The organism is Vibrio minamisatsumaniensis, assembly GCF_050337445.1.
GTDB lineage: Bacteria > Pseudomonadota > Gammaproteobacteria > Enterobacterales > Vibrionaceae > Vibrio > Vibrio artabrorum.
The window spans coordinates 1-11,801 of record NZ_JAKJSY010000099.1 but is presented as its reverse complement, the minus strand read 5'-3'; the positions used below and the strand labels follow the sequence as shown (position 1 = coordinate 11,801).

Annotated in this window: 11 protein-coding genes, 1 riboswitch and 1 other annotated feature; of the genes, 2 read left to right on the top strand and 9 right to left on the bottom strand. The window is 45.2% G+C overall.

From position 1 onward, the window contains the following. Positions 1–29: 29 nt before the first annotated feature. Both L4B77_RS17745 and L4B77_RS17740 read left to right on the top strand, forming a co-directional pair. Complete coding sequence (locus L4B77_RS17745; RefSeq protein ID WP_429752047.1) at positions 30–1,247, top strand: EAL and HDOD domain-containing protein; 1,218 nt, start codon at positions 30–32, stop codon at positions 1,245–1,247. A gap of 117 nt (positions 1,248–1,364) precedes the next feature. Further along, entirely contained in the window at positions 1,365–1,877 is a 513-nt protein-coding gene (locus tag L4B77_RS17740) for a YchJ family protein (protein ID WP_429752045.1), read from the top strand. 183 nt (positions 1,878–2,060) lie between these two features. On the opposite strand, the gene hisIE is transcribed toward L4B77_RS17740, so the two are convergent. The 9 genes from hisIE to L4B77_RS17695 all read right to left on the bottom strand — a co-directional run bounded on the left by hisIE (position 2,061) and on the right by L4B77_RS17695 (position 11,303). Next, on the bottom strand, positions 2,061–2,711 hold the full coding sequence (gene hisIE, locus L4B77_RS17735) for a bifunctional phosphoribosyl-AMP cyclohydrolase/phosphoribosyl-ATP diphosphatase HisIE (protein ID WP_261839356.1): 651 nt from the start codon (positions 2,709–2,711) through the stop codon (positions 2,061–2,063). Then, positions 2,708–3,481 carry an imidazole glycerol phosphate synthase subunit HisF gene (gene hisF / locus L4B77_RS17730; RefSeq protein ID WP_261839355.1) on the bottom strand — a complete coding sequence of 258 codons (774 nt, stop codon included), beginning with the start codon at positions 3,479–3,481 and terminating at the stop codon, positions 2,708–2,710. Before hisF ends, hisIE begins: the two co-directional genes overlap by 4 nt. After that, positions 3,463–4,200, bottom strand: a complete 738-nt coding sequence (gene hisA, locus L4B77_RS17725) for a 1-(5-phosphoribosyl)-5-[(5-phosphoribosylamino)methylideneamino]imidazole-4-carboxamide isomerase (RefSeq protein WP_012604374.1) — start codon at positions 4,198–4,200, stop codon at positions 3,463–3,465. The genes hisF and hisA overlap by 19 nt, the downstream gene beginning before the upstream one ends. A 43-nt stretch (positions 4,201–4,243) precedes the next feature. Continuing rightward, positions 4,244–4,858, bottom strand: a complete 615-nt coding sequence (gene hisH, locus L4B77_RS17720) for an imidazole glycerol phosphate synthase subunit HisH (RefSeq protein WP_261839354.1) — start codon at positions 4,856–4,858, stop codon at positions 4,244–4,246. A gap of 9 nt (positions 4,859–4,867) precedes the next feature. Beyond that, positions 4,868–5,956 (bottom strand): bifunctional histidinol-phosphatase/imidazoleglycerol-phosphate dehydratase HisB, encoded by a 1,089-nt coding sequence (hisB, locus tag L4B77_RS17715; protein WP_429752042.1) that lies wholly within the window; start codon positions 5,954–5,956, stop codon positions 4,868–4,870. 129 nt (positions 5,957–6,085) lie between these two features. Further along, positions 6,086–7,126, bottom strand: a complete 1,041-nt coding sequence (hisC, locus tag L4B77_RS17710; RefSeq protein WP_429752040.1) for a histidinol-phosphate transaminase — start codon at positions 7,124–7,126, stop codon at positions 6,086–6,088. 9 nt (positions 7,127–7,135) lie between these two features. Beyond that, the gene (hisD, locus tag L4B77_RS17705) at positions 7,136–8,437 is read right to left on the bottom strand and encodes a histidinol dehydrogenase (protein WP_429752038.1); all 1,302 of its coding nucleotides are present in this window, start codon (positions 8,435–8,437) and stop codon (positions 7,136–7,138) included. After that, positions 8,437–9,333, bottom strand: a complete 897-nt coding sequence (gene hisG, locus L4B77_RS17700) for an ATP phosphoribosyltransferase (RefSeq protein ID WP_261839350.1) — start codon at positions 9,331–9,333, stop codon at positions 8,437–8,439. Before hisG ends, hisD begins: the two co-directional genes overlap by 1 nt. 53 nt (positions 9,334–9,386) lie before the next feature. Further along, positions 9,387–9,523: a sequence feature (His leader region), on the bottom strand. Positions 9,524–9,710: 187 nt separating this feature from the next. Beyond that, positions 9,711–11,303, bottom strand: a complete 1,593-nt coding sequence (locus L4B77_RS17695; protein ID WP_429752036.1) for a Na+/H+ antiporter NhaC family protein — start codon at positions 11,301–11,303, stop codon at positions 9,711–9,713. A 112-nt stretch (positions 11,304–11,415) separates the two neighbouring features. Next, positions 11,416–11,593: riboswitch (Lysine riboswitch) on the bottom strand. Positions 11,594–11,801: the final 208 nt, after the last annotated feature.

Genomic DNA, 11,801 nt, shown 5'->3' with positions numbered 1-11,801 from the left:
ATTAAAAATAAACCGAACACAGTACTAAGTTGAAATATTCATACGTAGCACGTCAGCCAATACTCGACACGAGCAAGAAAACTATAGGTTACGAGTTGCTATTCAGGGATGGTCCTAAAAATACTTTCCCTGAGGTAGAGCCTGAGCTCGCTACTAGTCGCCTGCTTTCCGACCATTTCTTGTCAACCCACTACAATACGTTGGGTGATAAGCTTGGGTTCGTTAACTTCCCTTATGCAAGCCTGATTAACTTAGTTCCAACCTTGTTCCCCAAGGATAGTCTCGTTGTTGAGATTCTTGAAGACTGCGAACCGACAGACGAATTACTTCAAGCGATAAAGACCATCTATGATGCAGGCTACACCATTGCATTGGACGACTTTGTGCCAAGCAAATCTTGGAAACGTTTCTTGCCCTACGTGTCAATTATCAAGTTTGACATTCGTTTAGTCTCAATAGCAAAAGCTTCAATATTTATGAACTCTTTAAAAGGGTTAGATATCAAGTTTCTGGCAGAAAAAGTAGAAACTTACAATGAGTATCAAGAAGCAAACCAAGCCGGGTTCACCTACTTCCAGGGTTATTTTTTTAGTAAACCAGAGATGATTCAAACTCGAAAGCTGAATCCTGCATTTTTAACTATCGTTCAGCTATTGAAAGAGATCGCTAAAGATCCTATCGACTTCGTTGAAGTAGAACGTCTAATTACCATAGATGTCACTCTGTCTTATAAGCTACTTGCGTATGTAAACTCCGCGAGTGAATCAGCAACAACGATTCGCTCATTCCGCCAAGCGCTAATTTTCCTTGGCGAACAAAAGCTACGTAAATTCGTTTCTCTTGTGGCTATTGCATCAGCAAAAGAAGATAAGCCCGATTCACTCTATGGATTAGCGGTGCTGCGTGCTCGTCAATGCGAACTATTAGTCACAAAGATGAACGTGAAAATTGAGCCAGGGCAAGCCTTTTTAACCGGTATGTTCTCGCTACTCGATTCACTCTTCGATCAACCATTAAAGCAGGTGTTAGATTCTGTACCGATTGATGAAGAGATAAAAGAGGCTCTGATACAACGTAAAGGGGTATTAGGGGCCGTCTTAGCGATGATTATTGCTTATGAGCAAGCCCGATGGGATGAAGCAACTCGCATATGTAAACTGCTCAAACTAGGCGAAGAGCAACTCGGCCAAACCTATGACGAAGCGACCTCTTGGTCTCAAGAACTTTTATCCCCTGCTTTGAAGTAGTTCGCGTCACTCAATCACTTCAATAGAAACTGATCTTTGGTGAGCGAGCGTTTCTTGATACACTGCACGCATTCATTTATGGCCTCTTAATCGAGGCCATTTTTATAGGATTTGACAATGTCTTTATGCCCCTGCGGTAGCAATAATACTTACCAACAGTGCTGTGAATCAGCGCACCTTAACCACAGTGCCGTTGAAACGCCTGAGCAATTAATGCGCTCGCGTTATTCAGCGCACGTGTTGGGTTTGGTTGACTATGTTGTGGCGACTTATCACCCTAACTGCAATGCCGAAGCACAAAGAGAAGGCATCGCAGAATCGATCGACAGTGATTGGGCTGGCCTAGAGGTCATCGATACTACGGCAGGCTCGCACCAAGACGAAGGCTTTGTTGAATTTAAAGCTTACTTCAATGAAGACGGCGCACAATACTGCATGCAAGAGCGCTCTCGTTTCATTCGTGAAAACGGCCTATGGTTCTATATCGACGGTGAGTTCCCAGAGCAAGAAGAAACTACGCAACCAGAAATCGATCTTCGCTTAAACCAAACGGTTGAAAGCTTCAAGATCGGCCGTAATGACCCATGCATCTGTGGTAGTGGAAAGAAGTATAAGAAGTGCTGCGGGTAACTCGTACGACTAGGAAGTCTGATTAAGAGAAGAGATTCCTGATGTCGCTTAGAATCCTCGCAATGACGAGGCCGAAAGGTGAAGAAATACACTCAGGATGGAACGCTAAAAAAGCCCCGTAAACATGGTTATTTACGGAGCTTTTATCTCTCTTTTTCGTGGTTCGATTAACCCAAAGAGAGCTTACTTATGGCGCTCTTTTAATTTGTTCACCACGTCGTTCATCGATAAGCCTTGGTCTTGAAGAAGAACCATCAAGTGGTAAATCAAATCTGCTGATTCACACACTAACTCCGCCTTATCGCCCGACGTCGCCGCAAGCGCGACTTCAACGCCTTCTTCACCCACTTTTTGCGAAATACGTTTGGTGCCACGGGCATATAAACTGGCAGTATAAGAAGACTCAGGGTCTGCGTCCTTGCGGGCAGCCAATAGCTGCTCAAGCTGATGAAGCCACACCATCTGTGTTTCTTCTTGCTTATCTCCATCCCAGCACGTTGTGGTACCTGTGTGGCACGTTGGGCCAATGGGATTAACCTTAACCAACAAGGTATCATTGTCACAGTCCAAAGCAATGTTTTGCAATTGCAATACGTTTCCCGACGTTTCACCTTTGGTCCAAAGACGTTCTTTGGTGCGAGAGAAAAACGTCACTTGCCCAGTTTCGCCTGTTTTCTCAAGTGCTGCTGGGTTCATGTATCCCATCATTAACACTTGGCTCGATTGGTAATCTTGAACAATAGCTGGCACTAAACCCTCTACTTTTTCCCAATCAATACGCTCTGACAATGCGCCTACTTCTGTTTTTGATAAGTTTACGGGTTCAAAACTCATAGTCGCACCTCGACACCTTGTTGTTTTAAATACTGTTTAAGTTCACCAATATTGATGACTTGCTTATGGAATACCGAAGCGGCAAGTGCTCCATCCACGTTGGTCTTCTTATAGGCTTCCGCAAAGTGTTCCATCGCGCCTGCGCCACCAGAGGCAATCAATGGCACATTACACACTTCACGCACCATGTTTAACTGATCGATGTCATAGCCGTTGCGAACACCATCTTGGTTCATCATGTTTAACACAATCTCACCTGCGCCACGCTTCTGTACTTCCTGCACCCAATCTTTGGTTTCCCATTTGGTTGCTTTAGTACGCGCTTCATCACCGGTAAATTGGTAAACCTGATACTTACCGGTTTCTTTGTCGAAGTATGAATCGATACCAACAACGATACACTGCACGCCGAACTTATCCGCAAGGTCAGTGATCAATTGTGGATTAGCCAAAGCCGGTGAGTTGATCGATACTTTATCCGCGCCAAACTCAAGAATGCGCGCTGCGTCTTCCGCTGATTTTATGCCACCAGCGACACAGAAAGGAATATCGATCACTTCTGCGACACGTTTCACCCAGCTTTTATCGACCACACGACCATCACTTGATGCCGTAATATCGTAAAATACCAGCTCATCGGCGCCCTCTTCCGCGTAACGTTGTGCTAGCGGAACGATGTCACCAATAATTTCGTGGTTGCGGAACTGAACGCCCTTAACCACTTGTCCGTCACGGACATCCAAACAAGGGATTATTCGCTTTGCCAACATGCAAATGCCTCCTCTGCGGTAAACTTGCCATCAAGCAGCGCGCGACCCACAATGACACCCGCAACACCACTGCCTTTCAGTGCTTCGATATCAGCTAGGCTGCCAATGCCACCCGATGATTGGAATTGCACTTGTGGATACTGCTTACAAAGATCAACGTAAAGCTCTACGTTTGATCCTTCTAATGTGCCGTCACGTGAAATATCGGTACACAGAACGTGTTTTAGACCAACCGTCAGATAGTCTTCAATTAGTGCTTCAATGGTCACGCCTGAATCTTCTTGCCAACCTGAAATCGCGACTTTACGTGTGCCGCTTTCGTCAATGTTGATATCCAGAGCAAGCACGATTTTTTCCGCGCCATATTTCTCCATCCAACCTTTAACCAACTCAGGTTGCTTAACGGCTGTAGAACCAACCACAACGCGCTGTGCGCCAGCTTCTAGCAAATCAACGACATCTTGCTCGTTACGCACGCCACCACCAATCTGGATGTTCGCAGGCGTGCTAGCCAGTAGCTTAGCAATCAAGTCTAACTGACGAGCCGTGGTGTCTTTTGCGCCCGTTAAGTCAACAAGGTGCAGCCAACCAGCGCCAGCTTGGTGATACAGATTAAACTGCTCTGCTGGGTCGACTTTGTATTCTGTTACTTGCCCGTAATCCCCTTGGAATAAGCGAACTACTTGGCCTTCAATTAAATCTAACGCGGGAATAATCATTTACATTCCTTATCATGGCAGCGAGATCGCCGCCTAATCCTTATTACAATTCCAAGAAGTTCTGAATCAGCTTAGAGCCAGCTTTCGAAGAGCGCTCTGGGTGGAACTGAACACCGTAATAGTTACCACTTTGCACTGCTGCTGTGAACGGGTTGCCGTAATCACATTGTGCGATGGTGTAGTCACCCACGGGCATTGCGAAGCTATGAACGAAGTAGAAGTACTCACCTTCTTCAATATCTTTAAATAGAGGGTGATTCGGTGTTGCGGTTACGGTGTTCCAACCCATGTGTGGTAGTGGCAAATCACCGGTTTCAAGTAAACGAACCTCCCCCTCACACAAGCCTAAACATTCCACTAACTCGTCAGCCTTTTGTCCTTTCTCTTGAGACAGCTTGCCTAACAACTGCATACCTAAACAGATACCAAGCAGAGGCTTCTCTACTTGCTTCACAAGGCTAACAAGATCACGCTCTTGCAGGTTTTTCATCGCTTCACTTGCAGTACCTACACCGGGTAGGAACAGCTTGTCGGCAGCAAGCACCACTTGTGGTTCTTTTGAAATTTCAACTGCATAGCCCAGACGTTCAATCGCAAACTTCACCGATGAAACGTTGGCACAACCCGTATCAATAATAACGACTTTTTGCTCTTTCATACCGATCCCTTACAGAACGCCTTTGCTGCTTGGTAACTCGTTACCTTCAACTTTGATTGCTTGACGAAGTGTTCGACCAAATGCTTTAAACAGGCTCTCAATGATGTGGTGATCATTATTGCCATCAGAAGACAGGTGTAACGTACAAGCCAATGTATCGGTTAGAGAACGGAAGAAGTGCACCACCATCTCAGTTGAAAGATCACCCACTTGCTCGCGGCTGAACTTAGCATCGAATTTCAAGTATGGGCGACCAGAGAGGTCTAGCGCACACTGAGCTAAACACTCATCCATTGGCAAGCTGAAACCGAAACGGCCAATGCCACGTTTGTCACCCAGTGCATCTTTCAATGCTTGGCCTAAAGCCAGAGCCGTATCTTCTACTGTGTGGTGATCATCGATGTGCAAGTCGCCCTTCACAGTCAGGTTCATTTGGAAACCACCGTGTGTCGCGATTTGATCAAGCATGTGGTCGAAGAACCCCATACCCGTGTCGATCTTGTTTCCACCGGTTTCATCAAGGTTGACTGCAACCTTGATATCCGTTTCTTTCGTTGTTCGAACCACTTCAGCAACACGCGCGTTAACCGTCAGATCTTTAACGATTTGTGGCCAGTTAAGTGTACCTTCGGTTGCCGCGTCCGGGCCATATTGAATCCCACGGATCGCCATATTCTCAGCAAGCTGTAGATCCGTCATTCGATCACCGATCACAACCGAATGTTGAAAATCAACTTTACCGCCCTGTAGATACTCTTTAACCATACCTAATTTAGGCTTGCGGCAAGAGCAGTTGTCTTCGTCAAAGTGAGGGCAAATAAGCACGTCGTCAAACTTAACGCCTTGAGATTCGAAGAACTCCATCATCATATTGTGTGGCGCATCGAAATCTTGTTGTGGGTAGCTATCGGTACCTAGGCCATCTTGGTTAGTGACCATCACTAAGCGGTATCCAGCATCTTGCAACGCCAGTAGGCTAGGAATCACAAGCGGTTCGAATTTTAGCTTGTCTAAACGGTCTACTTGAAAGTCAACTGGCGGCTCAACAATTAAAGTGCCGTCGCGGTCTATAAAAAGTATTTTCTGTTGTTTACTCACTTGAACTTCCTTTTAATTTTAAATCTGGTGGCCTAGCTAAAATCAAACGCTAACCCGAAATATTGGTTTCACTTGCCAGCCCGATAAATCAAATCAAACTGGCAAATGTTATGACTGGTAAGCCTTTCGTTACTGATAAAAGTTACGAATGAATCCAAGTGTCTTTTCGCACTCTTCGCGGTTACCAATACTAATACGAACACAGTCTTCAATGGGTGAATTACGTAAGATGATGCCCGTATCCCAAGCCGCTTTAAATAACGCATCGCCGTTCGGGAATTTAACCAGTAGGTAGTTACCCCAGCCATCAAACACCGTCACTTGAGGCATGCCTAATAGACCCGCTTGCAAATACGCTCGGTTAGCACTTAAATCCAAAACCTGGAACTTAGCTCGCGCTAGTCCTTGCTCTGAAAGTGCTTGAACGGCGATGTCAGCAACAGGGATTGGCACTGGATAAGGCGCGATCACTTTTAACAGAACATCGATAAGCTCTTTGTTTGCTAGCGTAAAACCACAACGTAAGCCAGCCAAAGCAAAGGCCTTCGACAAAGTGCGTAGAATTGCGAGATTTGGATATTGCTCAAGCAAATCAACGGTTGACGCTTCTGGACAAAAATCGATGTACGCTTCATCCATCACCACAATCGCTTTATCTTGTGTCATGTCAAGCAACTTGATGATGTCTTTGCGATCAACCAAATTACCGGTTGGGTTATTTGGGCTACAAACAAACACCACTTTTACGTTGTCGAGTTGAGCTTCAATAGCTGGAAGATCCAATTGCCATTCAGCGGTTAGAGGCACAACTTTACGCTCAACACCCATCGTCTCTGCGCTGATTGCGTACATACCGTAAGTGGGTGGGCAGTAAAGAATAGCGTCTTCGTTCGGCTCACAGAACGCACGAATCAGTAACTCGATACCTTCATCTGCACCACGTGTTGTCAGCGTTTGCTCTGGTTTCACACCTGCGTATTGTGCGTAAGCATCGATCAACTCTGGCGGCTGACATTCGCTGTAGCGATTTAAACGAGACAGATTTAAGTTGTACTCATTATCAAATGGAGATTCGTTGGCATTGAGCCATACATCTCCGCTACCACCAATGCGTCTTGCCGATAAGTAAGGTGTTAGAGCCTGAACTTGCTTTCTTGCTAACTTTTCCATACTCCACCCCTACTTCGCTTTATTTAACTTTTCAACTCGGATAGTCACAGCACGCTTATGCGCATCCAACCCCTCAGCTTCCGCCATCGTCACAACTGTTGGTGCTAAGCCTTTCAAGCCCTCGGCTGTGAGCTCTTGTACTGTCATACGCTTTGAAAAATCTGCTAACCCTAGGCTCGAATACGTTTTGGTGTAACCATAAGTTGGCAATACGTGGTTTGTGCCTGATGCATAATCACCGGCAGATTCAGGAGACCAGTCACCGAGGAAGATAGACCCCGCATTATCCAGTAATGGCAACAATTCACGTGGATTCTTGGTTTGAACAATTAAGTGCTCAGGGCCATAGAAATTCGAAATTGCGATCGCTTGAGTGATGGATTCAGCAATGATAATCAGGCTAGATGCCAATGCTTGCTGAGCGATGTTAGCACGAGACAACTCTTTCAGTTGTTTCTGCACCGCTTCGGTTACTTGGTCTGCCACAATTGGCGACGGTGTGACCAATACCACTTGTGAGTCAGGGCCGTGCTCAGCTTGGCTTAATAAGTCTGCCGCGATGAAATCTGCGTCTGCCGTTTCATCTGCAATGACCATGACTTCTGATGGGCCTGCAGGCATATCAATCGCAGCACCACGGAAGTCATTGCTCACTTGGCGCTTCGCTTCAGTCACGTACGCATTACCCGGGCCGAAAATCTTATCAACCGTCGCAACACTGTCAGTACCGTAAGCCATTGCGGCCACCGCTTGAGCACCACCGACATTGTAAACCTCGTCGATGTTACACAGTTTAGCGACATACAAAATTTCATCGGCAATAGGCGGAGGCGAACACAAGACAACCTTACGACAACCTGCGATCTGAGCGGGTACACCCAACATAAGAACCGTTGACGGAAGTGGCGCACTACCACCTGGAATATAAAGACCAACCGTATTAATCGCGCGCGTTACCTGCTCACACAAAACGCCAGGTTGCGTTTCAACCTTAATCGGCTGAGGCTTCTGAGCTTCGTGAAACTTGGCAATATTGCTATAAGCTTGCTCTAACGCTTGCTTCATTTCCGGAGTGAGACGAGTACACGCCTCTTCAACCTCACCCGAAGTCACTCGAATATTTTTAGGGGTCACGCCATCAAATTTTGCAGTCAGTTCTTTGAGTGCGGCATCGCCTTCATTTCGTACTTTTGCAATAACATCAGAAACAGTCGCGGTGATGTTTGCGCCTTCAGTAATAGCTGGACGCTCTAATACTGAGTCTTGCTGAGATTCACTTAAAGATTGCCAAACAACAGTTCTCATTGTCACTACCCCATCATTTTTTCGATTGGTAATACTAGAATCGAGCTTGCACCCAACTCTTTGAGCTGTTCCATCGTTTCCCAGAACAAATTCTCAGTACTTACTAGGTGAACGGCCACTTTGTCTTTATCCGTCGATAATGGAAGCACAGTAGGGTCTTCGGCTCCAGGCAATAACGCTTTGATTTTTTCTAGCTGAGAGGTTGGCGCGTGAAGCATAATGTACTTCGACTCTTTCGCTTGTTGAACACCCTGCATACGAGTCAGTAGCTTTTCAATCAATGCCGTTTTGTCTGCGTCGAACTCACCAACACGTTGAATCAGTGTTGCTTTCGATTGGAAGATAGCTTCTGCTTCTTTTAGGCCGTTTGCTTCGAGCGTTGCACCGGTAGAAACCAAATCTGCGATCGCGTCTGCTAGACCTGCACGAGGAGCAACTTCAACCGAGCCTGTTAACATACAAGTGCTGAATTCAACACCCTGCTCGTCCATGTAAGCTTTAAGTAGTTGTGGGTACGTTGTCGCAATACGTTTGCCTGCAAGATCTTGAGGGCCGTTGTATTCTTCATCTTTATTGATTGCGATAGAAAGGCGGCAGCCACCGAAGTCTAAGCGACGTAGTGTGCGAAACTCTGAAGGCTCTTTTAGAGCAACACGATCTAGACGAACTTCTTCTAGCTCATTTTCACCGATGAAGCCAAGGTCAACTACACCGTCCATAATCAGACCTGGAATATCGTCATCACGGACTAATAATAGGTCGATTGGCATATTTAGTGAGTGAACCACCAACCGCTCACCCAAGATGTTAAATTTAACACCACACTTTTTAAGTAAGTCTTGACACTCTTTACTTAAGCGACCTTTTTTTTGAATTGCGATTCTGAGGCGTTGTGTCTGCATTGCTGTTTCCCTGTGCAAATATTTGAATTTATTGATTATTTATAAGCTATAAAACTAAAAAACCCCCGGAAGACTGTGTCATCCCGAGGGTTTAAATCTAAATTCTTTTGACTTAACCACCGGGAGAATTCTGGCTCCCGGGTATACGTAAATCTCCCCGAAAGACTAGATAGGGTGATGATGGTGATGAATGTTCATGACTAACTTACGCATACTTATTAACTCTTAGGTTCTTTACTTTGTTGTATCCACACTAACTAAGCTGGCATCCTTTTTCAACCATTAATTTTAACTTTTTTCACTAAAGTTAAAATTAATTTAATTGGCATAAAAAAAGGAAGCCGAAGCCTCCCTTTAATTACTCAATCAAGTGATGATTAGCTTTTACTCGTTGGCATTTTACAACGAGAGAAATAAGCCAATGCAAAACATACTGCGACAAATGTAAGTGATGCGGCACCGAAAGCAATACCCGTTGACGATGTCATACCTAAGGTAATGAAACCAATACACGATACGAGAGCGACCAACAGTGCATATGGGAGCTGAGTCGATACGTGGTCAATATGGTTACAACGCGCACCAGTAGAAGACAGAATCGTTGTGTCTGAGATTGGAGAACAGTGATCACCAAATACAGAACCCGCAAGAACCGCACTTAACATAGGTAGGATGAATGCGATGTCAGAGGCTGCAGCCATATCACCTGCGATAGGAAGCATAATGCCGAATGTACCCCATGATGTACCTGTCGAGAATGCCATCACGCCAGCAATAAGGAACAAAATAACAGGTAGCCAATGGTAATCAATATTGCCAGTAACAAGAGACGATAAGTAAGCACCGGTTTTCATGTCGCCGATAACAGAACCAATAGTCCATGCAAACACAAGAATCAGAATAGCGCCAAACATTGAGCTTGCACCAATCCACATTGTTCTTGCGATATCAGCCATAGGCAACTTCTGCTTCAATACGGTCCAGAGTGCAACGAGCAAGCCGACAACACCACCGTAAACAAGAGACTTACCTACATCCGTATTTTCAAAAGCACCTAAAAGATTAAATGCTTGACCATCAGCAGTAAGCGCTTGTCCACCTGTGTATAGCATTGCAGCAATCGTCGCTACGATCAGCAATATGATGGGCATGACTAGGTCAGAAACAGAACCATTTTCACTCTCTTGAATATCGAGATCGTCATGTAGATCATGAGCTTGCTTTTGATCGTTTTCGCCGTCAAAGCCACGACCTTGTGATGCTTCGATCTCATGCTCACGCATTTTACCTACATCGAGACCAAACCATGAAACGGCAAACACCATTAATAGAGCAAACACCGCGTAAAAGTTCATTGGTATAATACGAACGTAAGCCCCAAGAGCTGAATATTCTGTCACACCATGGGTAACTAAGATGCCCCCGACAATAGTAATGATGTAAGCCCCCCAGCTAGATGCCGGCATGATCACACACATTGGCGCTGCAGTAGAATCGAGAATATAAGCAAGCTTAGCGCGAGATACGTAGAAACGGTCAGTTACAGGGCGAGAGATCGCACCTACCGCTAAGCTATTGAAATAATCGTCTACAAAGATGAATACGCCTAAGAAAGCAGCCAGTAGCTTGGAACCACGTTTGCTCTTAACACGAGTTTGTGCCCACTCTGCGAATGCGCGAGTACCACCAGACAGTGTTAATAGAGCCGTTGTCATTCCAAGAATAATGAGGAATGCGACGATGCTCATGTTCCAAGTGTTAATGCCACCATCTTCAATGAACACACCAGACACTTTGGTAAACACGTAGCTAGCTGCGTTACCTACTGAGTAATCAGCAAGTAGAATCGCACCCATAACGATACCGACCCCCAAAGAAACCAATACACGGCGAGTAACAATAGCAAGACTTAAAGCCACCAGTGGTGGGAGTAAAGATAAGGGTGATGTTGCAAAATCTATTAAATTCATGATCTTCAAAAACCAGTTTTTTATTTGGCTAGAGATCTACTGCAGACAAACTTGATACGGCTGACCAAGCTCATGTTGAACTAAGCGAAAGGGAAGTGAACACTTCACCCAACCCTACAGTAGCGCTCCATAGTTTAAAATTAAGACTATGGCAGTGTTGTACCTATTGAGCACAACCCCAGCAAATTGCTTAGATATACAATTGACTTCGGCAACTACACCTTCCATTCCCGTTCATTGGCATCACCCCAACGAAAACTACTCTTTATAGTTGCACCTCTACGTGCGATAACATTATTAACCGTGTCAACCAGAGTTTAACAACCAATCAACCAAAGCACCGCATCAGGTAGCCGTAATTGTACCCATCAAGAGTAACAATGCAACATATCATTCTGAGAAAATAGCGTTTCAATAAAGAACATCTCTGTTGAATAGCAGTATGCATAATGTAATTACTCGATCAGTCACATATCATTGTTTTAGATAATATTAACA

Bases quoted from the DNA above. Each gene is read 5' to 3' on its own strand.
- hisIE (WP_261839356.1), bottom strand. From the start codon at position 2,711: ATGAGTTTTGAACCCGTAAACTTATCAAAAACAGAAGTAGGCGCATTG.
- hisH (WP_261839354.1), bottom strand. From the start codon at position 4,858: ATGAAAGAGCAAAAAGTCGTTATTATTGATACGGGTTGTGCCAACGTT.
- hisC (WP_429752040.1), bottom strand. From the start codon at position 7,126: ATGGAAAAGTTAGCAAGAAAGCAAGTTCAGGCTCTAACACCTTACTTA.
- hisG (WP_261839350.1), bottom strand. From the start codon at position 9,333: ATGCAGACACAACGCCTCAGAATCGCAATTCAAAAAAAAGGTCGCTTA.
- hisF (WP_261839355.1), bottom strand. From the start codon at position 3,481: ATGTTGGCAAAGCGAATAATCCCTTGTTTGGATGTCCGTGACGGACAA.
- L4B77_RS17695 (WP_429752036.1), bottom strand. From the start codon at position 11,303: ATGAATTTAATAGATTTTGCAACATCACCCTTATCTTTACTCCCACCA.
- L4B77_RS17740 (WP_429752045.1), top strand. From the start codon at position 1,365: ATGTCTTTATGCCCCTGCGGTAGCAATAATACTTACCAACAGTGCTGT.
- hisA (WP_012604374.1), bottom strand. From the start codon at position 4,200: ATGATTATTCCCGCGTTAGATTTAATTGAAGGCCAAGTAGTTCGCTTA.